Here is a 26,289-nt window from a genome sequence, read left to right on the forward strand (position 1 = left end):
TGTTATCTTGGCCATCCTGGCCACCATCCTGGTGGTCATGTTCATGGCCATCTACTACACCTTCAACGGGGTTATCGCGGACGTTGCCCTGCTGATGAACCTGGTGATCACGCTCGGGGTCATGTCGTTCCTGCAAGCGACGTTCACGCTGCCGGGCATTGCGGGCATGGTGTTGACCTTGGGCATGGCGGTGGACGCGAACGTGCTCATCTATGAGCGTATGCGTGAGGAGTTGAGTCGAGGCGTGTCGGCCCGGATGGCGGTCAAACTCGGCTATGAGAAGGCTTTCAGCGCGATTCTCGACTCGAACGTGACCACGATTTTGACGGCCGTGATTCTGGGCTCGCTGGGCAGCGAGGAGATCAAGGGTTTCGGTCTGACCCTGGGTATTGGTCTGACGATCAGCTTGTTTACCGCGTTGTTCGTTACCCGCCGGTACTATCACTTCATGACTGCGACCGATCCGGGGGTGGAAGAGACGCGTAAGGCCTGGCTTGCGACGGGCGTCCTGGTGGCCGCGGGTGCGATCTGCATGGGGCTTGGCTATCTGTTGAACACTGATCCCAAGGTGCGAGCCGAGTCCGGCTGGTGGGGCCTAGGCGGCCTGCTGCTCGTTCTTTTTTTAACCTCGCTGCTTCTGCTGGGCAGTCTCTATACGTTCCGGTTCCTGTATCGCGTGACCGGGTACTATAAGGCCAATCGACTGCCGATGCTCAAGCTGATCAACTTGACCAACATCGACTGGATGAGCATGGTCAAGTATCTGTGGCCGTGTTCGGGCATCTTCATTGTTCTGGGATTCACTCTGCTGTTCAGCATCGACAAGAGCCAGTACCTGGACATTGAGTTCCTGGGGGGTACGGGGGTGCAGGTTCAGATCAAACCTGAGCGTAGTGCCGATTTCGCGGTTGAGGGTGACGAGAAGGTGAAGGGGTATGTGACCAACGGGCGGGATGACACGCCGGCGACGGCGGTTGGTTGGCTGCGGCATGCGGCCAAGCAGGTTACGGAGGCGAGCGTGACGGCCTCGACGCAGGGTGCGGACCAGTACCTGATCACGACCGGCGAGGGTTTCACTCAGGCCCAGATGGAGGCGTTGTTGCTGCCCACGCTGGAGGAGTTCATCGTCCGCGGCGGCATCCGGCCGGCCGAGAACGGCTATCTCATCCAGTTCAATCCCGAGAAGATCCAGGGGCTTGTGACCGACGCGGCCTCGGCCCAGGTCAAGGTTCGGAGTGCCTCGGGATACATTTCCGCGGCCGCCAATCTGATGCGTGGGGCGCGGGTCCAGCTGGTTGAGGAGGGTTCGGGGAAGGAGACGCTGAAGGCCTACGAGATCATCGTGACCGAGACGCAGAAGACGCTGGTGGCTGAATCTCTGCTGGCGGCCATGCAGGATGTCCTGAAGGTGACCCAGTCCATCCAGGCCAAGATTCCCGAGAAGGCGAAGGCTACGGATGGTGTGTTCCCGATCAAGATGGGGGACAACACGCTGGTGGACGCCATTGGTGAGGATCTGGCTCGCGGTTCGGCCGAATCGGTTGCGGCCTTCAAGGGCGGGGTGGCCATCGTGTTTGACGACCTCACCCCGGTGGTCACTCCCCGGGAGATGGAGCGGCGGCTGCGGAACATGCGTCTGCAGCCTGATTTTGAGGATGCCGGATGGCGCGACGCGAAGGTCATTCCGCTGATTTCCGAGGCGGCTCCTCCGGGTACGTCGGCCGAGGATGTGAGCTGTAAGCGAATTGCCATCCTGGTGTCGGACCCGGCCATACCGTACATCGAGGGTGAGAGCAACGAGTCCTGGAAGACCCAGGTGGCGGGCAAGGAGCTGAAGCTGGCCGAGGAGGCTCTGGCTTCCTCGCGGGCCCTGGAGCGGGTGACCCAGTTTGCCCCGCAGGTTGCCCAGGAGGCGGTTCAGAAGGCGATCATTGCGATCGTGCTATCGCTGATCGCGATCGCCATTTATGTGTGGGTTCGGTTTGGCTCGGTCGGTTTTGGTCTGGGCGGCATCATCTCCCTGTTTCACGACGTGGCCACGACCATCGCCGCGCTGATGATCTGCCACCACATTCACGACACCTGGCTGGGCAGGCTGCTGATGCTCGAGGACTTCAAGTTTGACCTGAACATCATTGCCGCCCTGCTCACCATTCTGGGTTTCTCGATCAATGACACGATCGTCATCTACGACCGTATCCGCGAGATTCGTGGACGGCTGAGTACCGTTTCGCCGAACATCATCAACAATGCGGTCAACCAGACGCTGTCGCGAACCATTATCACGTCGTTCACGGTGTTCCTCTGCGTGGGGGCGATGTACTTCTTCGGAGGGGACGGGATTCACGGCTTCTGCTTCGCGATGCTCTTCGGCATCTTCACGGGCACGTACAGCACGGTGATGATTGCCAGCCCGATCCTGTATCACCCGCGGGTCATGTGGGTGACGACGATCGTGCTGAGTGCTTTGACCGCCCTGTTGATTGCCACGGTGGTGAGCATCGGTTGGCTGAGGTACACGTTGATGGTTCTGATCGTGGCCGGCGCGTTGTTTGCCCTGGTTCGGCAGTGGGCGGCCACGGCGGGGGCGAGGGAGCCTGTCCGGGCGGGGGTGACGGCGTAGTCAAGAATGGGATGCGGGCATCGGCCCGCGGACTGTGAAAACCAGAAGCCCCGGACCGCACATGCTCTCCGGGGCTTCTCTTTGGATCGGCGTTCAGCCGCCGGCCGGGTTTTTCATTTCCCGGGCGACGAGGAACACGCCCACGAGAATCAGGGCGATGCCCGCCCATTGGCCGGAAGACAATGTTTCATGCAGGTACTTCCAGGCGACGATGGCGATGAGGGCGAAGCCCCCGCTGACCATGATCGGGTAGGCGATACTGATTTTCAGGCCGGACAGGGAGTAGGTGTAGAAGGCTACGTTGACGGCGAAGCAGATGAGTCCGGCGACCAGGACCCAGTTGGTGAGCAGGCAGCGTACCAGGGGGGCGAGGCCGGGTTCCAGGTGGGGTCGGGCTTCGTTGTACCGCTGGACACCGAATTTCATCATCAGGTTGGCGGTGGCGTTCAAGGTCAGGGCCAGGGTCAGGGCAATCCAGTATTTCATCTTTGCAGCTCCGTGTGGCATGGTATCCAGCCGGCCCGGATTGTATAAAGAGCCTGACGGACGGACCACCCGAGAGGTGCCCGTTCGACGGGAGCACCAGGTGATGTCCACCTTCGTTCACGCGGTCTTTTTCACGTGCAAGCCGAGCGCGACCCCCGAGCAGATCAAGCTGCTGGCGTCCGACTGCCGTTCGATGCTGACTCAGATTCCATCGGTCCGGCAGTTGGTGGCGGGGCGGCGGGAGGAGAGCATGACCCGCCCGGTGAACGACACGGCCTACCATGTTGGGCTGGTGGTTCACTTTGACGACCTTTCCGGCTATCGGCTTTACGCCGACCATCCCTTGCACATGGAGTTTGTCGCCAAGCACAAGGCGTTTTGGGCGGACCTGCGGGTCTGCGACTTTGTCGCCGGGTGACGACAAACCGTCTTCCGAAGTCATATCCCGGGCGAGGTGAGTTGGGATCTGCATGGTGGGGCGCGGTCCTGGACCGGGTTGGTGGCGGGTCCTCCGATAACCTGGGAGAGTTAACGGAAGGAGGGCCAGGACAATGCCGATGGATTGTCCGGATGGAGTTATAGCACCTTGATGGCGCGGTGTGCGCCGAGGTGTGAACCACGGTTCACGAATGCTGAGGACGTCGATTCATGCGACCCAAATGCTGTCTTCTCATCAGTGTGGTGCTAGGGTTCTCGGCCGTTGCTTGTGTTCCCGGGGTGAAGGAACTGGTCGATCCGCTGTTTGAGACCACTGCCGGGGCGACCGCGGTTGCACTTGGGGACATCAATGGTGACGGTCTGACGGATGTGGCTTCGATCTCGAAGGAGTCGCAGCCCGTTCAGATTCATCTGCGCAACCCGATCACGATGAAGTTTGACACCTATACCATTGCGGGGGGTGCTCCGCTGTCGCAGGCCAATGACATTGAGTTGGCGGACCTCAACAGTGATGGCAAGCTGGACATTGTGGTTTTGGTGAATGACACCGGCTTTGTGCCGCCTGAAGGGGCGGCCAAGTCGGGTGCGATTGTGATGCTTGTTCAGGGGGCGGACCCGACGGTTCCCGGCGACTGGACTCAGGTTCCGACTCCTGGAGAGCCGGCGCCGGACAATCTCAGCTTTGCGAGCGACGACCTTGGGGTGACGGATCTGGCGGTGGGCAATCTGGACGGCTGGACGGGGCCGGACATTGTGGTTCTCTCCAACGAGGACGAGAAGACGAACGTTTACTTATACAGCAATCCCGGGGCGGCCAGCGTGACCGACCAGACCGCCTGGACGCCGTCGGTCATTGAGGCGGATGCGGCTCCGCTCGGGCAGGTGAAGGTGAGCGACCTGGACGGTGACGGTGACGTGGACATTGTGTTGAGCGTGCCGACGGCGAAGAGTTTCAATCTGCGCTGGCTGCAGAATCCGCTGGTCGATCTTGGTTCGGCGACTCCCAATCCGGTGCCGACCTTCACGCCGAGCAACATTGATCCGGCGTACGAAGTCAGCGCGGGCGCCAAGGCCACGGCCGCCGGTGATCTCAACAATGACGGCTGGCCCGATCTGGCCTCGATCTCGGACGAGTCGCAGCCGGTTCAGGTTCATCTGCGTGATCCGCTCACATCCACGTTTGAGACGGTGACGATTGCGGGTGGTTCGTTGCTGGCCAGGCCGAGCGTGATCCGGATGGCCGACCTGAACGGTGACGACAAGCAGGATCTGATTGTGTTGGTGCAGAGTACCGGATCAGGTGGTTGCGGCGGTTCCGGGACCACGGATCCGACCGATTGCACGGACAACCGGGGTGCGTTGGTGCTACTCATTCAGGGGGCTGACCCGAGTGTTCCGGCGGACTGGACGCAGGTACCGCGGACCACGGAGAGTCCGTCGGCCACTTTCATTCTCGGGGCGGAAGCGACGGATGTGGTGGTTGGCGACATGGACGGGGCCAACGGGCCGGACATCGTGGTTCTCTCCAACGAGAATCCGGGCAACGAGCTGAACGCGGCCTATTTGTTCACGAATCCGGGACCGGCGGGGGCCGCGGACCAGACGGCCTGGACGCGAACGTGGATCGAGCATGATCTGCCGGCCCTGTCCAAGATGGACCTGACCGACGTGGATGGGGACGGTGATCTGGATGTGGTGCTCGGGGCGCCGACGGCCCAGAGTTTCAATGTGCGCTGGCTACAGAACCCTCTGGTTCAGCTGGCCACGGGGGCCGCCAATCCGATTCCGACGTTCGTTCCCGATCTGATCGACCCGTTGCTTGAAGTTACGGCAGGCGCCAAGACCACGGTCCTGGGGGACGTGAATGCCGATGGGCTGCTGGACATCGTTTCCGTTTCGGACGAATCTCAGCCCGTGCAGCTGCACCTGCGCAATGCCCTGACCGGCAAGTTTGACACGCTGTCGATTGCCGGTGGTGCTCCCTTGGCCAAGTCGGTCGATCTTGGTCTTGGCGATTTCGACATGGATGGGAGGATGGACATTGCCGTACTGGTCAACGACACCAGTTACACTCCGCCGGAGGCCTGGAAGGCTCAGAAGGTCGGGGCGTTGGTTCTGTTGTTGCAGGGTGCGGACCCGACGGATCCCAACGATTGGTTCCAGGTGGATGCCGCGGACAGCAACTGGCGGGCCTCGCCGGTTGAGCCACCTGCGGCTGGCACGGACATGATGCTGCCCGGAAACACGGCCGGGCCGCTGAGCCTGACGGTTGCGGACTTTGATCAGGACGGGCGGTCGGACATCGCCCTGACCTCGAACGAGCCGAACGATCCGGGTGACCCGAGCATTCCGCGGCGGTTCGTGAAGCTGTTCCTCAATCCCGGCAGGCTGGGGCAGTCTTCGGCGGATCCGGCCAACTGGACTCGGATGAGCATTTACGCCACGACCGTCGATCTGAACCAGGTATTTTCGACGGATCTGGATCTGGATGACGACATTGACGTGGTGGTGACCTCGCCGACGGCGAAGAGCCACAACATCAGCTGGCTGCAGAACACCGGCAACATGGCGGTTTGGACGGAGAAGATGATTGCCCAGCAGGAGGGTGGGGCGGGCGCGATCGCGCTGGGTGATATTAACGGCGACGGCAGCGTGGATGTGGCCGCGGCCAGTGCCGCGGACAGGCTCACCCAGTGGTTCGTGAACCCCGGCCCGACGGCTCTGGCTCCGGGCACGGCTCAGGTTCCCTGGTACGTTTTCAATATTGGGACGCTTGACGAGGGTGACATCAACCAGGTTCGGCTGGTGGATCTGGACAACAACGGGACCTTGGATTGCTTTGTCACCGCCAGCGGCGTGGGTTACGGCTTCCGGCGGCAGACGGACGTTGAGCATGTCTGGGACGCGTTTCCGATCTTCCGATCTGATCCCGTGGCCACGATTGGCGGGGCCAGTTTTGCCGATTTTGACGGTGACGGGAAAGTGGACGTTGTCGCCCCGTTCAACCGTGACGGCTTGGTGGATGACCGGTTTGTGCTCTACAAGTCGGTGGCGGCGAGCCTGTGGTATCGCCGTTTGATCGGCCAGCAGCAGGGCGGGGCGAACCTGGTTGCGGCGGGGGACATTGATGCTGACGGGAACCCGGACGTCGCCGTGGCCAGTGCCGCGGACCGACTGGCCCAGTGGTTCAAGAATCCGGGTAGTACTGTGGTGGCGTTTGATGCCCCGCAGGTTCCGTGGCAGGTTTACACGATTGGGGCGTTGGCGGCCGGCACGCTGAATCAGATTCAGCTGGTTGATCTGGACAACAACGCGACGCGGGACTGTTTCGTGACGGCCAGCGGCCTGGGGTACGGTTTCCGCCGCCAGGCCAACGTTCAGCACTCCTGGGATTCGTTCTTCATCACCGCGACGGATCCGGTGGCGGTGATTGGCCAGACGGCCTTTGCCGATTTCACCCGCGACGGGCGGATTGACTTTGTCGCCCCGTTGAATGCTGACGGTCTGACCGGTGATCGGATTGTCTTGTACACCTCGGTGACGGCCAGCCTGTGGCAGCGGCGGCTGATTGGGCAGCAGCAGGACGGCGGGGAGTGCATTTCGGTGGGCGACATTGACGGTGACGGGAGCCCCGATCTGCTGGCCGCGAGTGCGACTTACGGTGTGGCTCAGTGGCTGAAGAACCCGGGGCCGCTGAGTCTGCTGCCCGGTTCGACGCAGGTGCCTTGGACGACGTACACGATTGGCCAGATATCGGACATCGACGTGGACGGTGCGGCCGGTGGCGGATCGATCAACCAAGCTCATCTCGTGGACATGGATGGCGACGGGCGTCTGGACGTGTTCCTGACCTCGGACGACGAGGCGAAAGGTGGGGTGGCCTTCATGTACACGCAGCTGGTGGATCCGCGATCGACCTGGCTGGGCTCGCCCCTGTTCACGACCGATCCGGCGGGCCAGCTGGGGACGGCCGGTTTCATGGACGTGGATCTGAACGGTTTCATGGACATCATCGTTCCGGTGAATCGTGCGGGCCTGATTTCGGACGACGTGGTGCTCTTCGTGAGGTAGTGGCATCGCGGGGCATCCGGGCGGCGTTTCGAGGTCCGCAATCACCTTCGGCGGATCACCTTGTCGAGGGTCTGGACTCTCGGCGATTCAGTCATCAGCGGTCGCCGTCGCGAGCGTGGGCCACGAACGTGGGGTTTCAAGCGGTCATCAGCTTGGCGAGTCCCTGCGGTGCAACTTGATGCGGCGAGCGGCATGATGTATTCTACGTGAGTCAACTGGCTTGTCCCATGGTGCAAGTGAGCCGGTTGTGCAAACCGGGAATTCCAGCCCGGGAGGTGAGGGGCAGTTCGTGGAGCTTAGCAGCAGCGAGAGCGTATTACCTCTAGAGAGTAGACGCCTCGAAGCGCGAAGGACCTGAGGCGAGAGGACCGGCGCGCCCTGATTCGTGCGCCGGAGTCAAGTGATCCCGTGAGGCCGAGGAGGAGTGTTTGGTGATGACACGCGTGGTTCTGGTTTGCATCGTGACGTTGGTGTTTCTGGTTGGGGGCCTGACCTGTGGAACCGGTACGCCGTTGCCCTCGGGTTTTTCGGCGTTCCCGAATCCGATCGAATTCCTGGTTCCCGGCGAGGAGATTTACCTGACGATCGAGGCGAACGAAGGATCTCTCGCTTCGTGGTCGGTCAGTGCGGTGGCGAGCTGGATCCTGATGGAACCTACAAGCGGCACCGGCAACGGGCGGGTCAAGGTTCACATCGATCGTGAGTCGATGGCCCCGGGGGAGTACTCGGAACCGATTCAGGTAGTGACGAACCTGGGCACCACGACGGTGACGGTCATGACGACCATTCACCAGGGAACAGGTTTGACCGGGGAGATCGCGTTTGCCAGCCATCGTGACGGCAATTGGGACATCTACGCCATGAACGTGAACGACAAGTCCGTTCGCCGATTGACCGACAGCACGGCCGATGATATCGCGCCCTTCTACGCTCCCGACGGCAACACGATCGTCTTCGCCTCCAACCGGTCGGGCAACTACGACATCTACACCATGTCCGTCGACACGGGCGGCGGAACTCCGCTGATTGTCGATTCGGCCGATGATCGTTATCCGAGCGTTTCGCCCGACGGGACGAAGATCGCCTTCATTCGCCGGGAGGGTGAGGAGGAAGAGCGGATCCTCTACGTGGCAAACATCAACGGTGGGTCGATTACCCGGATGAAGAACGACCAGATGCTGCGTTACACTTACTCGACGACTGCGTGGCCCATGGATGAGGTGCACCTGGGCGACAGCCGGCCGGCCTGGTCGCCGGATGGGAGCAAGATCTACGTCTCCTACTGGGTCATTCCGGGGCCGACGCCGACGCAGCGCGCGCGGAATATTGCCGAGTTCAGGGCCACGGATCCCAACGCCGATCTTCGAGGAATCGGGCTCAACTCGGGTGTGGGTGGGGATTGGGATACCTGGAGTGATGTCTCGCCGGACGGCACGAAGATCGCCGGTGGGGCCGACCCGAGGATCTTCGTGGTCGATCTTGACGGTGCGGTGGTTGATCCCATTCTTCCCGCCGACAGTGACAATGACTCTGCGCCGACGTGGTCGCCGGACGGCCAGCACATCGCATACGGCTCCAACGAGACCGGCCTCAACCGCGACATCTGGGTGGTGGACACCTTCATGACGCGCGGGCAGTACCTGCGGGTTCAACTCACCGACGATGCGGCGGATGACGAGACGCCTGTCTGGCGACCGCAGTGAAGCGTCGCCGGGTCGTTTCATCAGACGAACGCCGGCGGAGTGGGTTGTGTGCTGGGCATGGAATCATTCCGGGTATGGGGGCATGTCCAGGGAGGGTTTTGGTTTCAGCCGGTGGTCGGCCGATCCGGACATCCGGTCATCGGTTTCTGGGCGGCATCGGTGCTGGCCGGGATGTCTGGGTTGAAGAGGGCGGGTCACGGGGCCTGGTTCGGCTGATCGCAGAGCAGGGGGGCGACGCTGTTTCTGGCGAGGGCCAAGTCGGCCGGAAAGTCGATTTCGCAGCAAGGCAGGTCGCCGATATCGACCGGGGTGATGGTCCACCGCCCGCAGAGGGTATTGACTGCTTCTTCGAAGTAGGCTTTGAGTGCCTGGACGTGTCCGCCCTCGACGGCGGTGGTCAGTGTCTCGACGAAGGCGGGGGCCAGATCCGGTCCGAATCGGGCCAGGCCGACGAACTCGCCCTGGCAGGCGGCGGGGTTCAACTTCTTGCCGATTCGCGTGATTCGCCGGTTCTTGATTTCGACCTTGACATCTTCCAGCCCGCAGGTTCCGAACCGGACGGCGCACGCGGTGGGGTTGGGTTCTGCGTACAGGCGGAGGGCCAGCCGGCGGTCGAAGACCACGTCGGCGTTGGCGTAGTAGAAGGAGCCGGTGATGTGGCGTCTGGCGAGGTAGAGCGAGTAGAGGGTATTGGTTTCCGCGAAGTGTTCGTTGACCACGAAGGTGAGCTGTCCGGGCAGATCGGCGAGGTGGGCCTGGAGCTGGCCGCGTTCGAAGCCGAGGACGACGACGAACTCATTGATGCCGGCCGCGGAGAGAGAAGCCAGCTGGCGGCGAATGATGCTGGTGCCGCCGACGTCGGCCATGCACTTGGGGTAGTGGAGGCCGAGCCGCCTTCCGATGCCGGCCGCGAGGATGATTGCCTTCATCGTCCACCCGGGTAATCGAGGAGGATGCGTTCGAACTGCTCGAATGCCGCCTCGCAGGGTTGTTCGACGATCTGGGCGATGGCCGTGAAGAGTGGCACCTGCAGACGCAGGGCGGCCATTTCGGACACGGCCGTCGCGGTCATGGCTCCTTCGACGACCATGTTGACTCTGGCCAAGGCCTCCTTGAGCGGTGCGCCGCGGGCGAGCAGTTCGCCGAGGCGGTAGTTTCGGCTGTCGGGGCTGAAGCAGGTTGCCACCAGGTCGCCCAAGCCGGCGATGCCGAACACGTGGTCGGTGGACATCTTGAGGAAGCCGGCCAATCCGGCGATTTCCTTGAGTCCGTAGGTCAGGAGCAGGCCGATGGTGTTTGCTCCGAGTTTTCGCCCGGCGATGACGCCTGATCCGATCGCGAAGACGCCTTTCATGGCCGCGCAGAGTTCGACGTCGATCTTGTCGCGGGTCATGTCCAGGTGGAGCCGGTCGCTGCGCAGGGTTTTGGCGATCTGGAGGAGGACGTGGACGTCCTCGCAGCCGAGTACCAGTTTGGCTGGCCGGCCCTCGGCGATTTCGCGAGCGATGGTTGGCCCGGACAGGACCGCTACGGTGGCCTCGGGGAGGATGGCGGAGATGACCTGGCTCATGGTCCGGAAGGTCGCTCGCTCGAGGCCCTTGGATGCGGTGACGATGGCCGGGTAGGGTGGGCGGCATTGCTCGCGGATCTGGTGGGCGACGTCGCCGACGACGGCCGAGGGGACCACGATCAGCACGACGTCCTCGGGGGTGAGCGGCGAGGAGAATGCGGTCTCGGCGATGATATCCTTCCGATCGCCGCCGCAGGTGTGTTTCAGTGACGCCCGGGCCGGCTGGACCAGATCGGGCGATTTGCACCACAGTCGCACGGTCTGCCGGGGGTTGACCAATCCTGCCAGCGTTGTCCCCCAATTGCCCGAACCGATGATCACCACGCTCATGCCGTGATTCCTGCGGCCACTGCTTACCTCAAGGCCGGGCCATACCTTATATGACGGCTCCAGAGGGTGCAAACGGCGCGTCGTGGTCGACTGAGGCAAGCGGGAGGAGGCATGAATCGTCGCGCCGAGGAGGCAGGGACGGTCGCGACGGATTTGCCGACCGGGTGGTAGCCGGCGACATCGTTGGCTGCCGCGTCATTGCCGTGCCGGTTCTGCTGACTGCCTAGGTGTTGGCGTTGGGCGTGACCGTTGGGAGGAGTCTTTCTGGCTGGAGGGGTGACGTGATCAGGGCGCGGGTGCGGGCCGTTGGGTTGGGGTGCGTTGTGTGGTTCTGACGGTGTGGCCTCTTGACCTGCGGCTCGGCAGCCGCGATACCTGTGGTATGACGGTGTCTTCGGGTCGATGGTCGCCGGGTCTGGCCGGTGGTTTTTCGGTGGTCTTGGCGGTGGTGGCGTTCTGGCCGTCGCTGTCCAACGGTTTCATGTACGATGACGTGCCGCTGGTCGCGAGGAATCCGCTGGTGACTGAATCGGGGCCGTGGTACCGCTTCTGGGTGGAGCCCTGGTGGCCGCGCGGCTTGTCGTTGGACAAGCTGTATCGCCCGTTGACGATGTGGAGCTATCGGGCGAACGCGGTACTGGCCGGTGGTGGCAGGGAGCTTGACCCGTGGTCTTTCCGGTTGACGAACCTTGGGCTGCACGCGTTGGCCACGCTGGGTGTGGTATTGGTCGGGTGGCGGCTGACCGGGCGTTCGGTGGGGGGGTGGATTTCCGGGCCGCTGTTTGCGGTGCATCCGGTGCACACTGAGGCGGTGGTTACCTGCTATGGCCGGGCGGAGGTTCTGGCCGGCTGCCTGGTGGTTTGGCTGGTGTTCCGGTATTTGAAGCTGCCGGTCGCGGGGCGGTGCTGGCGATGGCACCTGGTGAACGCTGTGCTGCTGTTGGCCGCGGTGATGAGCAAGGAGCATGCTGCGTTTGTCTGGCCGGTGTTGTTTTCGATTGACCTGTGGCGTTGGCGGCGGCTGTCGGCGGGTCGGAGGCCGGGCTGGCGGGTGTGGCTGAACGGCACGCTGGCTCCGGCTCATGTTGGTCTGGTCCTGGCGTTGGCGGGGTTCTTTTTTCTCCGGTACCACGTTTTCGGGTGGACGTACATGGGTGACATGACCCAGGTACGGGCGTGGGAGGTGCCGATGGCTGAGGCGACCCCTGCGGAAAGGCTGCTGACCCCTTTTCGGTTGGGTTGGATCACGCTGCGGGTGGTGTGCTGGCCGGAGGCCCTGTGTCCGGTGTGGTCGGTTCCGGCGACGATGCCGGCGGGGGGTTTGGCCGCCGATGTGGTGGGTGGGATGGTCCTGGTGGTGGGTGGTCTGGTGGTGGTTGGTTTGGGCTGGCGGCGGGGCTGGCTGCCGGGCACGATGGTGCTCGGGGGGCTGGTGATGATGCTCATTCCGACGCAGGCGTTGTCCGTGGCCATGTGGTGGTATGCGGAGCGATGGTTGTACTTGCCGAGCGTCTTTGCGGCCGCGGTGGTGGGGGTGGTTCTGGCCCGGCTGGGGGTGGCGGGCTGCGGGATCGGGATATCGCTGGCGTTTCTCCTCTTGCCATCTTCGTGGCAGTATTGCCCAGCTTTTGCCAGTGATCTGGCAATGAACCGGGAGGTGATCCTCCGCCAGCCGGACAGCTTCCAAGCCCGCCGGAATCTCGCCCTGGCGCTTTACGAAGCCCAGCGATACGAGGAGGCGATTCAGGCGGCCCGGGAGTGCGTGGAGCGGTTCAATGCCCGGGGGAGCTATGGGCCGAGGTTCAAGCCGGTCGAGGAGCCCTACTGGGTTCTGCTCAAGAGCTACCTGGCGTTGGGTGATGGAGCTGGGGCGGTGGAGGCCCTGGACATTTACGAGGCGATGCGGGCTCATCTTCCGGCTCCGCGTCTGACTGAGGAGCGGCGGGAGGCTCTGGCGTTGATTGCCCGGGCGAGCTCGCGGCCGGCGGCCGGGGAGGCTTCCGGCCGGTGATGGCATCGGTCGGGTCTGGTCCCTATAATCGGTCCCGCCGGGGTCATTTGTTCGGTGTCCAGACGGGTCGTGTCCCCCGCTGTTGGGCGCCGGGCGGAGGGGTGTCCGGCCGGTCGGATGTCGAAGAATACGCATGTCCACGGGTCATGGATATCGGGTACGGATTGTGGGAGCGGCCATTGGGCTTGGTCTTTGGGTGGGGGGCTGTTCTGAGCGGATGCCTTATCCAGGGGCGTTGAATTCGCCGCGTCCGGACGAGCGGGCTCGGGCGGCCATTCACGCCGCGGAGACGGGTGACCGGGACGTGATCGGGATTCTCGTGGATCGGTTGGAGGATCCTGACGAAGGCGTTCGGTTCTACGCGATCCTTGCCTTGGAGCGGCTTACCGGCACTCGGATGGGGTATGATTACCGGGTGGGGCCGAGCCAGCGGCGGCGGGCGGTTCAGGAGTGGCGGCGGCACCTGGCCGAGCAGGCGAAGGTGGGCACCAGGCCAGCGGGAGGTGTGGGTGGATGAAGACGAGCGGGGCGCAGCCTGTGGATCAGCCGCTCGTGCTGGAGATTACCAGCGAAACCCAGCATCTAGCCGGTGTCCGGGTGGCGGTGCTCGGTGCGGCCCAGGCGGTGGGCTTCGTCGAGCCGCAGCTGTCGGGCATTGCCCTGGCGATTGACGAGGCTTTGACGAATGTGATCCGGCACGGATATCGGGGGCAGCCGGGGCGACCGATTCAAGTGACCATTCAGCCGGTCCGGCGGGGTGAGCGGTGTGGCATCGAGGTGACGATCTGCGATTGCTGCCCGCAGGTGGATCCGGCCACGATCATGGGTCGTGATCTGGGGGATGTTCGGCCGGGCGGGCTGGGCACGCACATCATTCGGACGGTCATGGACGAGGTGGAATACAGCAAGCGCGAGCCGGAGGGTATGCGTTTGCGGCTGTTGAAGATGCTGGGCGAGGGTGGTACGGGGCTCGGGGCGGGCGGATTGGATCCCACGAGGGGGAAGTCCTGAAATGGCGGAGGCGCGCAACGTGGTGCGAGAGATACGGCAGCAAGGCCGAGCGACCATTGTCGTTCTGTCTGGTGAGGTGGATCTGCACCACACGCCCGAGGTTCACAAGGCCCTGGTTGGGGCTTGTCAGCAGCGGCCCGAGCGGCTGGTGATCAACCTGAGCGAGGTGGGCTACATGGACTCGTCGGGCATTGGCACGCTGGTGGAGATCTTCCGCCGGGTGAAGAGTTTTGGCGGCAAGCTCGTGCTTTGCGGTCTGAATGAGCGGGTGTACAGCGTGTTTGAAATTACCCGGCTGAACAAGTTCTTTGAGATCTTGGAGACCGAGGAGGAGGCTCTGGGCGCATGAGTGACGCCGCGACTGAACCTCAGGCGGGTTTTGTGGTCGGGGGCATTACCGCCCTGGGGCGAGCCGGTCTTCGCGTCCGCCGTCGCATCGTTGAGGGTGTCCGGTATGCCGGCGGCGTCGGTTATCTCCTGGTCGATACGGCCCTGTGGACGTTCCGGGGGTTGTGTTTGCGCAGTGCCCGGTTTGGCTGGTCCGCCCTGTTCAGCCAGATGGTCCGGGTGGGTGTCCAGAGCGTTCCGATCATTGTTTTGGTCCAGACTTTCATCGGCATCATTCTCGCCCTGCAGCTTCAGCCGACGCTGGAGCAGTACGGTTCGACCGACAAGATCGCCAACATCATTGGCATAGCCATGTTCCGCGAACTGGGGCCGCTGCTGTCGGCGGTGGTGCTCAGCGGCTTTGCCGGGGCATCGATCGCCGCCGAGATTGGGGCCATGGTCGAGTCTGAGGAGATCAAGGCCCTTCGGGCCCACGCCCTGAATCCGATTCGTTTCCTGGTTGTGCCCCGAACGCTGGCCACGATCATCATGCTCACCGGCCTGGCGATCATCGCGGATGTGGTGGGGGTGTGCGGCGGAATGATGATTTCGTGGTGGGTGCTGGGCATTGAGCCGGCCCAGTATCTGGACAACACCCGGACGGCCCTGGTGTATCGCGATTTCTTCACCGGGTTGAGCAAGGCTGCGGTCTTCGGGATGCTGATCTCGATGATTGCCTGCTACGAAGGGCTGACGGTTCAGGGCGGGGCCGAAGGTGTGGGCCGGGCGACGACCTCGACGGTGGTCAAGTCGATTGTTGCCTTGATTGCGACCGACTGCCTGTTCACGGCCGTTTTCTTCATGTTCGGCCTGTGATCGATTGGCGTGGTGAGGGATGGACGTGGAGGACGGTTTTGTCATTTCGATTCGCCACCTGGCCAAGGTTTTCCCCGACCGGGATGGCCGCCCGGTTCGGGTGCTGGACGACATCAGCTTCGACGTTCTGCCGGGCGAGACCCTGGTGGTCATGGGCGGGTCGGGTTGTGGCAAGAGCACGCTGCTCAACTGTCTGATTGGCGAGCTGTTGCCCGACGACGGCCACATTCTCTATCGCACCCGGGCGATGGCCGCCCCGGCGGACATGGGGGTGATGGGCGAGGAGGATCTCAACGCCCTGCGGATGCACTTTGGCATCCTGTTTCAGAGCGGGGCGCTGTTCAACTCCATGAGCGTTGCCGACAACGTTGCCCTGCCGCTCCGGGAGCATTCCTACGTTGATCCGTCGATCATCGACATCGTGGTGACGTTGAAGCTTCAGCAGGTTCACATGCTGCCGCACCGTGACAAGATGCCCGCCCAGCTGTCCGGCGGGCAGAAGAAGCGGGCCGGCCTGGCCCGGGCGACGGCCCTGGATCCGGAGATTCTCTTCTACGACGAGCCATCGGCCGGGCTCGACCCGGTCACCAGCGCCGCGATTGACGACCTGATCATCGATCTGTCCAAGAAGCTGCGGGTGACCAGCGTCGTGGTGACCCACGAGATGGACTCGGCTTTCCGGATTGCCGACCGCATGGTCATGCTGGATCGTGGGCGGGTTCTCAAGATTGGCTCGCGGGCGGACTTCGAGAAGATCCGGATGACACCGCCGGCCGATCTGACCGACGACAGCCAGCGGATCATTCATCAGTTCCTCAACGGCGAGACGGAAGGTCCGCTGACCGATGCCGAAGGTCTGAGCGAGTACGAGAAGTGGATCGTACAGGGACAGTAACGGGGAGCCGACATGCCTGTGCAACGTGACGCCTTCAAGCTGGGCCTGACCATGATGATCTTCGTTGCCCTTCTGCTGGTGGTACTGATCTTCCTAGCGCCGCGGGGGGCGGGCGACATGGTGTTCAAGGTGCGTTACCCGGTGAGCAAGCTGAGCACGGTGCTCAAGCCGGGCGGGCAGGTGCAGTGTGGAGGTCTCAAGGTTGGCACGATCACCAAGGTGGCCATCGACGAGGCGGTTGATTCGCAGAACGGGCACCCATCTCTCTTCACGGTGATCACCTTCAAGGTGCAGTCCAGCCTGGGCCTGCGCGACGACTGCAGGATTGTGCCGGTTGGTCTGCTGCTCGGCGAGGGCGGCTCGCTGGTGATCCAGGACCGCGGGGTGGGCCAGGAGTTGGCCGCGGGGAGTACGGTTCGTGGGACGCCGGCCGCGGACCTGAGCAGCCTGATGCAGACTCTGTCGGGCCAGCTTGACCCCAAGGATCCCACCAGTCTGCTGGCCATGGCCAAGAGCCAGCTGGACGCCTCCGACGCCAAGAGCCTGCTCGGCAAGATCCACAAGTCGCTCGATGACATCAACGCGGTGACCCAGAACGTCAGCAACGACTTTGACCCGCAGCAGAAGTCGGCGCTGCTGGCCAAGCTGCATGTGGTCATGGACAACTTCAACCAGACCACCGGTTCGCTTCGCGAGCAGATGGACCGGTCGGCCAACCTGTCCATGCTGACCAAGCTGCACAACACGCTGGACAAGTTTCAGGAGGGGATCCAGACTGTCGCGGACATCCTTCGCGACAATCGCGAGCCGATCACACAGACCGTGGCCAACGTTCGGGAGACCAGCGAGATCGTGGACCAGCAGATTGCCGCCCGGATCGCCGAGCAGCTGGACCCGGCCACCGCCACCAGCCTGATGGCCAGGGTTCATACGGCGGTGGAGCGGCTGGAAGCGTCGCTGAGGGACATCAACAGCATCACCAGCACGGCTCGAGAGATGGTGGTCCTGAATCGCGAGCAGATCACCGCGATGATCGGCAATCTCAAGGAGACCAGTGACCACCTCAATGCGACCGCCGAGGAGGTTCGGGCCAGCCCATGGCGTCTATTCTACAAGCCGACGGCCCAGGAGAGCGCCGAGGCCCAAACGCTGGATGTTGCCCGGACCTTCTCGCGCGCCGCCACGCGGCTCAACGATACCGCCGCCCGTCTGCAGGCTCTGGACGGAGCCGTTCCGGCCCAGGACCCGCGGCTTGCCGAGATTCGCAACCAACTCCATGAGGTTTTCGTCGACTTCCAGAAGGCTGAGCAGGCCTTATGGGAGAAGCTCAAGGTGAAGTGAGGAGTGGCGGTCAGCCGCGGGCATTGAGCGGTCGGGCATGCGGCCACCGCTTTGAGACTCAGTAAGACGGTGCGACCGGGCGGTGCGGTCGCGCCTCAGGAGTGGTGCGAGGATGCATGCGATCACGGTCAGGCCTGCGACGGCCGCCCACCGCACGGCCGGCATGCCGCGGGCGAGGGCGGAGCTGTGCGGCGGGTGTCCTGCCGTCCCGATGACCGGCGGGAAGCCGTCCTCGGACTTTCGACGGAGACGTGCGCCCATTGTCATTGGCTGGGCGGGGGTCGATCCTGACAAGGAGGCGGCGTTTCTGGGCTGGTGGCCTGGCAGGGAGGGGGCTGGTCTGGATGATCTTGCCCTTCGGTGGCCACGGGGTTGATGGGGGCCTGGCTGGCGGCCGGTTCCTGTTGGTCAAACTCGGCCAGCATCTGTCGGAGTTCGAGCCAGAGTGCTCGCTGACGTTGTTTCCAGTTGCGGTAGGTGAAGGTAAATCCCATCGCGCAGAGGCCGAGGTACGAGACGGCATACAGTACCAGGATCAGGGTGTGGTGTTCTGGTCCGAAGTAGCGACGGGTCATGAGGTTGACCACGAAGGCTCCGGCGACCACTCCGAGCAGCAGGCAGCCGACGCCGGCTAGCCAGTAGTCTCTTGGCCGCATGAAAGCGTAGCGTTGTTCAGCCGCCGCCAGGAACTGTCGTGTCGTGGAGGCGTAGTCGATCTTGGCCATTTGGCGCAGCCGGTGGAGGAGTACGGTGGCCAGCAGGAAGTAGACTGCAGTGAGGACGCCCCAGAACAGCACTTCGCTGGCCGGCCGCGGTCTGGGCGGGAACCAGGTCATGACGACGAGCACCAGGAGCCAGCAGAGCACGGCGATGGCGTAGAGGGGGAGTGCTTTCCGCATCCCCCCCCGCATCCGGTCGTCGGCGGCGTGCAATCGGACGATGAGATCGGCCAGCGACGGGGATCCGTTTTCCTGATCAAGCCGGCCGACGGGTGGAGCCTTGACTTGCCGGGCCTTACCCTTGATGCCGTTGAGGTTCATGATCTTTGCTCTCCCACAGGTTCTTCAGTTTCAGTTTCGTACGGTGCAGTCGCACGCGCAGATTGCCCTCGGAGATGCCGAGGATTTCGCTCATCTCGCGGGTATCGACATCCTCCAGGTAGAGGGCGATGAGTGTTTTTTCGAGTGGAGACAGCCGGCGGATGCACTCGTGGAGACGCCGGACCTCGTCTTCCAGGGCGTGATCGACTGGAGGCGCGGCTCGGGGGGAGATGTGGGGATCATCCAGAGGCCGGTCGTCGATCAGGCGGCTCCTGCGTTGAACCGCGCGGAGCTGGCTGAGGCAGGTGTTCACCGTGACGCGGTGGATCCACGTGTTCAGATCGGACCGGCCCTCGAATCCGGGCAGGTTTCGCCAGATGCGGACCAAGACTTCCTGATAGGCATCCTGACGCTCGTACTCGTCGCGGATGTAGCAGCAGCAGATGCGGTAGATCCGGTCCTGGTGGGCTTCGATCACCGTCTTGAATCGTGCGTCTTGGTCCACGGAGCACTCTCCTACCGGTTGGACGCCGGTCGGCGTCGGGGTGTTACAGTGGTGATGGTTGGGGATTTGGGTTTCGGGGTCAATGCCGCCGGCAGCGCACTCGAGCGTCGGATCGGGTAAACTCTGAGGCGTTGGCGCGACGGCTGGGCCAAGGGGTTGACCTGTTGGCGCAGGGCTGCATCCAGGGGTTGCGAGCAAGCGCGAGGCGAGCCCAAGCACCGTCGCCGATGATGCACTCCTGGGGAGACTGGACATGAGAGGACTACTGGTCGTCATTGTGGTTTTGGCGGCAGCGGCGGGTGGAGGGTATGCGTACTGGCATTACTCGGAGGGTGAACCGCCTTCGTACCGCACCGCCGTGGTGCAGCGGGGCGATCTGCTGGTGAGCATCAGCGCCACTGGGACGGTGGAGCCGGAAGAGGTCATTGACGTGGGTGCCCAGGTAGCGGGCAGGATTGAGATGTTTGGCCAGGATCCCCGGGGTGAGACGGTGGACTACAGTTCGCCCGTGGAGGTTGGCACGGTTCTGGCTCACATTGACGATTCGCTGTATGCGGCCGATGTGGCCCAGGCGGAGGCTCAGCTGGAGCAGGCCAAGGCCAGTGTGCTGAAGGCCCAGGCTGATCTCGAGCAGATGAAAGCCAAGCTTCACCAGGCGGAGAAGAACTGGACCCGGGCCAAGGAGCTGGGCATTTCGCGGGCCCTATCGGCCACGGACTTCGATTCCTACGAGGCCGCGTACGAGACGGCCAAAGCCACGGTGGGTGTCGGCGAAGCCACCATTGTCCAGGCCCAGAAAGCGGTGCTTCAGTCGGAAGCGAGCCTGAGGCGTTTTCGCACCAACCTCGGCTACTGCACGATCAAGTCGCCGGTCAAGGGGATCATCATTGCCCGGCGGGTCAACATTGGCCAGACGGTGGTGGCCAGTTTGAACGCACCGAGTCTGTTCCTCATTGCGAAGGATCTGACGCGGATGCAGGTCTGGGCGTCGGTGAACGAGGCGGACATTGGGCGGATCACGGTCGGCCAGCCGGTCAGTTTCACGGTGGATGCTCATCCGGGCGAGGTTTTTCACGGTGAGGTCAGCAAGATCCGGCTGAACGCGAGCATGACCCAGAACGTGGTCACCTACACGGTGGAGATCACGACCGACAACTCGAACGGTCGGCTGCTTCCTTACCTGACGGCCAATGTGCAGTTTGAAGTGACCCGCCGCAAGGAGGTGTTGATGGTGCCGAATGCCGCCCTGCGGTACGTACCCGGGCCGGAGCAGGTCATTCCGGAGGCTCGAGGGGAGTATGGTGGCATGGGAAGCCGGGGCATGGCGGCCTCGCCCTCGGGTTTGGCGGTTTCGAGGCCGGTCTCATCGAAGCCGGCGGGTTCAGGGCCTCCGGCGGTCAAGAGGTTGCAGAACCGGGGGACGGTGTGGGTTCAAGATGGGCTTTTCGTTCGTCCGGTGGTGGTTGACACTGGTTTGACCGACGGATCGATGACTGAAGTGCCGGGGGGTGTTCTCCGGGAAGGGATGGAGGTGGTGATTGGCGAAGTCATCAAGATCGACGGAGACGGGCCGCGGAGTCCGTTCACGCCGCAAATCAGGGGTCAGCGCCGGCCGCAGTAGGCCGGGTGGAAATCGGAGAGCGGGTTTGTGGATCTGATCAAGCTTGAGGGTATCGAGAAGACCTACTACCTGGGTGAGGTGGATCTGCCCGTATTGAGGGGCATATCGTTGGGTGTGACCCGTGGGGAGCTGGTGGCCCTGATGGGTGCTTCCGGTTCGGGCAAGACGACGTTGATGAACATCCTGGGGTGCCTGGATCGGCCGACGGGGGGGCGATACTGGCTGGATGGCCAGGAGATCGCGAGTCTGTCGGCGGATGCCCGGGCGGGGCTGCGTAACCGCAAGATCGGGTTTGTGTTTCAGAACTTCAATCTTCTGGCCCGGACCAGCGCCCTGGAGAACGTCATCATGCCGTTGTCGTACACGTCGGAGAGCGTTTCGGAGCGGGAGGCTCGGGAGCGGGCCATTGGCTTGCTCAACCGGGTGGGTCTGGGGGATCGGTTTGACCACGAACCGTCTCAGCTTTCCGGCGGGCAGCAGCAGCGCGTGGCCATTGCTCGATCGCTGATCAACCGTCCTTCTCTCCTGTTTGCCGACGAGCCGACCGGCAACCTGGATTCGCGGACCAGTGAGGAGATTCTGCGGATGTTCCAGCAGCTCAACACTGAGGAGGGCATCACGATCATTTTGGTGACCCACGACGCCACGGTGGCCCAGCATGCCCGGCGGATCATCCGTATTCGGGACGGCATGATTGAGGACGACGCGCCGGTTGGTGGTGTTCATGGATCGGCGGAGGTGCGGCGATGACCGCCTGGCTGTCGGCGCGATTGCATGCCCGGATACTGCGGACGGCTTTTCGGGCCCTGCGGCGGAATGTTATGCGGAGCGCCCTGACGACGCTGGGCATCATCATCGGGGTATCCGCGGTGATTGCGATGATGGAGATTGGCAACGGCACCTCGTCGTTCATCAAGAAGTCGATTACGAGCATGGGGGTGGACAATCTGCTAGTGGCTCCGGGGTCGGCGGCGAGCGGGGGGGTGACCTTTGGTGCCGGCAGTGTCATGACCCTGACGCCGGAAGACGCGGATGCCATTGTTCGGGAGTGTCCGGCGGTCAGGGCGACAGCGCCGGTGGTGCGGGCCCGCACGCAGGTGATCTACGGTAACCGGAACTGGGTGCCGACGTTCATTTGGGGTACGACGCCATCGTTTCTTGAGGTTCGCAACTGGGGCAACCTGGCCGAGGGGGAGCCGTTTACGGACCAGGATGTGCGCAACGCGAGCAAGGTATGCCTGTTGGGCCAGACGTTGGTTCGCGAGCTTTTCCTGGGCCAGTCGCCGATCGGCCAGGAAGTTCGGGTTCAGAATGTGGCCTTCAAGGTTGTCGGGGTGCTGGCTCCCAAGGGGGCGAACCTCATGGGCATGGATCAGGACGATGTGCTGCTGGCCCCGTGGACGACGATCAAGCGTCGTGTGGCCGGCACGAACCTGGCCAGCGTGAACCAGAGTGCCGCGAGTTCTTCGGGTTCGAGCTCGGTGAACACGCTGAGCGATTTGTATCCCGGGAAAGAGAACCTGTATCCAGTTCCGTCGCAGACCGAGCTGGCGAACACGCCCACGTTGGTTCGATTCACGAACGTGGATCAGATCATGGTTGCGGCCGCGTCGCCCAACGAGCTCGAGCAGGCGATGCGTCAGATCACGCAGCTGTTGCGTGAGCGTCACCGGATTGCTGAGGGCGAGCTGGACGATTTCAACATCCGGGACATGACCGAGATGACCAAGATGTTCTCCTCGACGACCAGTCGAATCACCAACCTGTTGTTGTGCGTGGCGTTCATCTCGTTGATTGTGGGTGGGGTGGGCATCATGAACATCATGATGGTATCGGTGACGGAGCGGACCCGGGAGATTGGCCTGCGGATGGCGGTGGGGGCGAGGGCCCGGGACATTCTCCGGCAATTCCTGGTCGAGGCCGTGGTTCTGTGCATGCTCGGCGGGGTCATTGGGATCCTGTTGGGCCGGGGCAGTTCGCTGCTGGTTCGGGCGTTCATGCAGTGGCCGACGGAGCTGTCGGTTGGCGCGATTGTGGCGTCGGTCGCGGTCTCGGTGACCGTGGGGGTGATTTTCGGCTACTACCCGGCATGGAAGGCCTCGCGGCTGGATCCGATAGAGGCGCTCAGGTACGAGTAAGGCCGGTCGTGGCGGGAGTTCAGGGGTTCGGCGGCTGCTGAATCGCGTAGAGTCGGGTCATGGTGGCCACGTAGAGGACGCCGTTGGCGGCGATGGGCGTGGCGTGGATGGGTCCGCCGAGGTTGATGGTTCGGATGACCTTTTTTTCGCGTTCGGCTGCGAGGATGGAGAACTCGCCGCTGCGGCTGGCGGCGTAGACCTTGCCGTCGGCGACCAGCAGGGAGGCCCAGATTTCGCCGCGGACGCGGTGGGTCCAGTAAGGCCGTCCGGTGTGGGCATCGACGCAGTGGACCTCGCGTCCGCAGTCGCCGATGAAGACCAGATCGCCCATGACGGAGGGGGTGCTCATGCAGAAGCGGTTCAGGGGGTAGGACCAGAGTTTGCCGCTGCGGGTGATGTTGCCGGTCCCGGTGGCGTCGATGCACTTCAGCCAGGTCTGCGGCTTGCCGTGCCAGTAGTCGCCGCCGGCCTCGACGTAAACGCGGTTGCGGTGGAACACGGGCATGCCGGTGATGTTGCTGGGGCTTTCGGTGCGGTTGTCCTGGTACTTGAAGATATCTTCCTTGGGAGCGGCGGGGTCGCAGTCGAAGCTCCAGACGCGTTTGAGGTTCTGGACCGAGTCGTCGGGCGGAGGCGAGGGGAGGGGCTCGAACGCGTACACGAGGCCATCTCCGCCGGCGAAGAAGATCAGTGGCCGGCCGTCGACCTCGCCGAGTGAGGGCGAGGACCAGGTGTTGTGGATGGTTCGGGGGGCCATCTGCTCGTTGTCGCGGGCCACGAGTTTGCCGGTGTTCTTGTTGAAGACGACCAGGCTGGGGGCGTCGGGCGAGGGGATGCTGAGGTGATCGTCGGCCACGCCGTTGGAGGTACACAGATAGAGGCAATCGCCATATACGAGGACGGAGGCGTGGGCGGCGTCGTGGGAGTGGATGCCGAGCTTCTGCATGTCGTACAGCCAGAGGATGTCGGCGTCGGTGGGGTTGACCGGGGCCGGTGGGGCGTCGGGAGCCGCCATGTGCTGACCTTCGTCCTTGTAGGGTCCGTCGTTGCCGTTGGTCATGCCGTCCAGGTCGAGGCACATGACCTCGTTGCGGTTGGAGACCAGATAGAGGCGGCGGTCTTCGACGGTGACCGGCGAGACCATGCCGGTGTTGGGCCAGTCCATGAATGGGTTGGGCCCCTTTTTGGGCACGACGAGCTGCCACACCAGCCGCCCGTCGCGTTCGTCGAGGCACAGGACCACGCCGCAATCGCCCTGATGCTGGGGATCGCGCGGCTTGGCGTTGTTGGTGCCGATGAAGACTCTGCCGCTCGCGACCACCGGGCTGGAGTTGGTTTCCGTGCCGAGCGCGGCGGACCATTTGACATTCTTGCCGGTCTTGAGATCGAACGTGTCGGGCAGGTTCTTCTCATGGGAGATCATGTTGCGGGAGAATCGTTCGCCCCACTGGGGCTGATCGGCGGCCAGAGCGGCCGCGGTGACGATGGCTGAAGCCAGAACGCAGGGCCAGAGTGCCGATCGACTGCCTGTTTGGCTCATAAGCGTCTCCGTGGCTCGAAGGACAAGGTATCTTCAGCATAACCGACATGTTGTCATCCGGCGACTTGGTTTTCGAGGTGGCGCGGTGTCCGGTGGAGACAAGCGGCGTTCTGTCTCGGCCCTGGGACGGGCGTCACTCGCGTTCCGGTGAGTGGATTCAGGGGGTGGGTCCGTTCCGGGGCAGGGTCTGTGACCTCTTATGGCGGAGATGTTTCAACGCCGGCGTTGGGCGGTGGGGGGCGAACAGGGTGGATCTTGAACGATCTCGGGATAGCATAAGGCCGTCTGCGACTCAGTGGGAGCCGTTCGCTCTGGAGGGGCTTAGCTGCAGGGAGACTGGTGATGTGCCAAGTGATGTTGGTCTCGTTTCTGGTGTGCGTGGGTTCGGCCGCTGATTCGGGAGGCCAGTCAGCTGGAGGGGCTGCGATGCTTGTTCCGATGCCGGTGGAGATGAAGGCGGGTTCGGGTGCGTTCACGATCACCTCCGGGACGGTGGTCGTGGCGAGCGGTCCTGCGGCGGCCGAAGCCCGCAAACTGGTGGACGCGCTTGCCCCAGCGATGGGTTATCGCCTGCGGCTTGCCGACGGTGCGGAGGCTCGGGACGGCGCGATCGTGTTGCGGATCGACGAATCGCTCCGGCAGCTTGGTGACGAGGGCTACCAGCTCGATGTGGCGGCGAATCGCGTCCTGATCACCGGGCTCAAGCCGGCGGGTCTGTTCTACGGGATTCAGTCGTTGCTTCAGCTGCTGCCGCCGGCGGTCTTTCGGCAGGCCCCGGTGGTGGGGGGGAGTTGGGCGGTGCCTTGCGTGTCGATCACGGACTATCCCCGGTTTGGCTGGCGTGGCCTGATGCTCGACACCTCGCGGCACTTCATGCCGAGGACGTTTGTGCTCAAGCTCATCGACGTCCTGGCCCTGCACAAGTTCAACAGCCTGCAGCTTCACCTGACGGACAATCAGGGCTGGCGGATTGAGATCAAGAAATACCCCAAGCTGACCGAAGTCGGGGCCTGGCGTGATGAGACGGTTGTCGGGCATGCCGGCAAGAAGCCGTGGGAGTTTGACGGTCGCCCGCACGGTGGCTTTTACACGCAGGACGACATCCGGGAGATTGTGAGCTATGCGGCCGACCGGCACATCAACGTGGTTCCGGAGATCGAGATGCCTGGTCACGCCCGGGCGGCGATCGCCGCGTATCCGGAGTTAGGCTGCCACCCGGACCAACCGCTCAAGCCGTGGACGGTCTGGGGGGTCTGCCCGGACATTTACATTCCGACGGACAAGACGATCGGGTTCGCGCAGGACGTGCTCGCCGAGGTTCTGGCGCTGTTCCCGAGCCAGTTCATTCATGTGGGCGGCGACGAGGCGACGAAGGAGCAGTGGAAGGCCAGCCCGGTGGTCCAGGCTCGCATCAAGGAGCTTGGCCTGAAGGACGAGGACCAAATGCAGAGCTGGTTCATCAAGCAGATGGACACGTTTCTCGCGCAGAAAGGGCGGCGGCTCATCGGGTGGGACGAGATTCTCGAGGGCGGCCTGGCTCCCGGCGCCGTGGTCATGTCGTGGCGAGGGGAGCAGGGTGGCATTACCGCGGCCAAGGAGGGGCATGACGTGGTCATGGCTCCGACGGGGTGGACCTACCTAGCCTTGATTCCCACGGAACCCTGCGGGCTTAACACCCGCGGCGGAGATTCCACACGCCCGACAGGGTCGGCGCCTTCCGTCTGTTAGTAGTGCACTAGACTCAACAGCGAGTATTTCACCAT

The 26,289-nt window shown here is 63.2% G+C and carries 21 protein-coding genes; 15 read left to right on the forward strand and 6 right to left on the reverse strand.

All coding sequences use genetic code 11. The annotated features are described in order from the left end of the window. On the forward strand, positions 1–2,623 hold a 2,623-nt coding region (secF, locus tag KA354_21795), incomplete at its 5' end, for a protein translocase subunit SecF (protein ID MBP7937286.1). Between the two features lie 93 nt (positions 2,624–2,716). Here the strand turns inward: secF and KA354_21800 are convergent. Further along, positions 2,717–3,109 (reverse strand): hypothetical protein, encoded by a 393-nt coding sequence (locus tag KA354_21800; protein MBP7937287.1) that lies wholly within the window; start codon positions 3,107–3,109, stop codon positions 2,717–2,719. Positions 3,110–3,212: 103 nt separating this feature from the next. Here KA354_21800 and KA354_21805 point away from each other — a divergent pair, with 103 nt between their 5' ends. The 3 genes from KA354_21805 (at position 3,213) to KA354_21815 (ending at position 9,321) form a co-directional block, all read left to right on the forward strand. Continuing rightward, complete coding sequence (locus KA354_21805; GenBank protein MBP7937288.1) at positions 3,213–3,527, forward strand: Dabb family protein; 315 nt, start codon at positions 3,213–3,215, stop codon at positions 3,525–3,527. A gap of 230 nt (positions 3,528–3,757) precedes the next feature. Continuing rightward, positions 3,758–7,618 carry a VCBS repeat-containing protein gene (locus tag KA354_21810; protein MBP7937289.1) on the forward strand — a complete coding sequence of 1,287 codons (3,861 nt, stop codon included), beginning with the start codon at positions 3,758–3,760 and terminating at the stop codon, positions 7,616–7,618. Positions 7,619–8,052: 434 nt separating this feature from the next. Continuing rightward, a complete protein-coding gene (locus tag KA354_21815) occupies positions 8,053–9,321 on the forward strand; it encodes a PD40 domain-containing protein (GenBank protein ID MBP7937290.1) in 1,269 nt (422 codons plus the stop codon). 194 nt (positions 9,322–9,515) lie between these two features. Here KA354_21815 and KA354_21820 read toward each other — a convergent pair whose 3' ends face one another. Both KA354_21820 and KA354_21825 read right to left on the reverse strand, forming a co-directional pair. Beyond that, positions 9,516–10,250, reverse strand: a complete 735-nt coding sequence (locus KA354_21820) for a phosphocholine cytidylyltransferase family protein (protein MBP7937291.1) — start codon at positions 10,248–10,250, stop codon at positions 9,516–9,518. Further along, positions 10,247–11,221 carry a hypothetical protein gene (locus KA354_21825; protein ID MBP7937292.1) on the reverse strand — a complete coding sequence of 325 codons (975 nt, stop codon included), beginning with the start codon at positions 11,219–11,221 and terminating at the stop codon, positions 10,247–10,249. Before KA354_21825 ends, KA354_21820 begins: the two co-directional genes overlap by 4 nt. 382 nt (positions 11,222–11,603) lie before the next feature. On the opposite strand from KA354_21825, the gene KA354_21830 reads away from it, so the two are divergent. From KA354_21830 to KA354_21860, 7 genes are all read left to right on the forward strand, one after another. Continuing rightward, the gene (locus tag KA354_21830) at positions 11,604–13,232 is read left to right on the forward strand and encodes a tetratricopeptide repeat protein (GenBank protein ID MBP7937293.1); all 1,629 of its coding nucleotides are present in this window, start codon (positions 11,604–11,606) and stop codon (positions 13,230–13,232) included. Between the two features lie 133 nt (positions 13,233–13,365). After that, a complete protein-coding gene (locus KA354_21835; GenBank protein ID MBP7937294.1) occupies positions 13,366–13,749 on the forward strand; it encodes a HEAT repeat domain-containing protein in 384 nt (127 codons plus the stop codon). Next, entirely contained in the window at positions 13,746–14,243 is a 498-nt protein-coding gene (locus KA354_21840) for an ATP-binding protein (GenBank protein ID MBP7937295.1), read from the forward strand. The genes KA354_21835 and KA354_21840 overlap by 4 nt, the downstream gene beginning before the upstream one ends. A gap of 1 nt (position 14,244) precedes the next feature. Further along, positions 14,245–14,592 carry an STAS domain-containing protein gene (locus KA354_21845; GenBank protein MBP7937296.1) on the forward strand — a complete coding sequence of 116 codons (348 nt, stop codon included), beginning with the start codon at positions 14,245–14,247 and terminating at the stop codon, positions 14,590–14,592. Beyond that, positions 14,589–15,446, forward strand: a complete 858-nt coding sequence (locus KA354_21850) for an ABC transporter permease (GenBank protein ID MBP7937297.1) — start codon at positions 14,589–14,591, stop codon at positions 15,444–15,446. The genes KA354_21845 and KA354_21850 overlap by 4 nt, the downstream gene beginning before the upstream one ends. A gap of 19 nt (positions 15,447–15,465) precedes the next feature. Further along, positions 15,466–16,341, forward strand: a complete 876-nt coding sequence (locus tag KA354_21855) for an ATP-binding cassette domain-containing protein (protein MBP7937298.1) — start codon at positions 15,466–15,468, stop codon at positions 16,339–16,341. A 12-nt stretch (positions 16,342–16,353) separates the two neighbouring features. Beyond that, positions 16,354–17,682 (forward strand): hypothetical protein, encoded by a 1,329-nt coding sequence (locus KA354_21860; GenBank protein ID MBP7937299.1) that lies wholly within the window; start codon positions 16,354–16,356, stop codon positions 17,680–17,682. Positions 17,683–17,945: 263 nt separating this feature from the next. Here the strand turns inward: KA354_21860 and KA354_21865 are convergent, their stop codons facing one another. Together KA354_21865 and KA354_21870 are read right to left on the reverse strand one after the other, a co-directional pair. Next, positions 17,946–18,722, reverse strand: a complete 777-nt coding sequence (locus KA354_21865) for a hypothetical protein (protein MBP7937300.1) — start codon at positions 18,720–18,722, stop codon at positions 17,946–17,948. Continuing rightward, a complete protein-coding gene (locus KA354_21870) occupies positions 18,697–19,227 on the reverse strand; it encodes an RNA polymerase sigma factor (protein MBP7937301.1) in 531 nt (176 codons plus the stop codon). The genes KA354_21865 and KA354_21870 overlap by 26 nt, the downstream gene beginning before the upstream one ends. Positions 19,228–19,480: 253 nt before the next feature. Between KA354_21870 and KA354_21875 the strand changes: the two genes are divergently transcribed. The 3 genes from KA354_21875 to KA354_21885 are packed head-to-tail and all read left to right on the forward strand — an operon-like array spanning position 19,481 to position 22,986. Then, positions 19,481–20,848 (forward strand): efflux RND transporter periplasmic adaptor subunit, encoded by a 1,368-nt coding sequence (locus KA354_21875; protein MBP7937302.1) that lies wholly within the window; start codon positions 19,481–19,483, stop codon positions 20,846–20,848. Positions 20,849–20,881: 33 nt separating this feature from the next. Next, positions 20,882–21,598, forward strand: a complete 717-nt coding sequence (locus tag KA354_21880; GenBank protein ID MBP7937303.1) for an ABC transporter ATP-binding protein — start codon at positions 20,882–20,884, stop codon at positions 21,596–21,598. Beyond that, positions 21,595–22,986: an ABC transporter permease gene (locus KA354_21885; protein MBP7937304.1), complete on the forward strand. Its 1,392-nt coding sequence runs from the start codon at positions 21,595–21,597 to the stop codon at positions 22,984–22,986. The genes KA354_21880 and KA354_21885 overlap by 4 nt, the downstream gene beginning before the upstream one ends. A 19-nt stretch (positions 22,987–23,005) precedes the next feature. On the opposite strand, the gene KA354_21890 is transcribed toward KA354_21885, so the two are convergent. Then, on the reverse strand, positions 23,006–24,526 hold the full coding sequence (locus tag KA354_21890) for a PQQ-binding-like beta-propeller repeat protein (protein ID MBP7937305.1): 1,521 nt from the start codon (positions 24,524–24,526) through the stop codon (positions 23,006–23,008). A 426-nt stretch (positions 24,527–24,952) separates the two neighbouring features. On the opposite strand from KA354_21890, the gene KA354_21895 reads away from it, so the two are divergent. Then, on the forward strand, positions 24,953–26,254 hold the full coding sequence (locus KA354_21895; protein MBP7937306.1) for a beta-N-acetylhexosaminidase: 1,302 nt from the start codon (positions 24,953–24,955) through the stop codon (positions 26,252–26,254). The last annotated feature ends 35 nt before the right edge of the window (positions 26,255–26,289 follow it).

It is taken from the genome of Phycisphaerae bacterium, from assembly GCA_018003015.1.
GTDB lineage: Bacteria > Planctomycetota > Phycisphaerae > UBA1845 > PWPN01 > JAGNEZ01.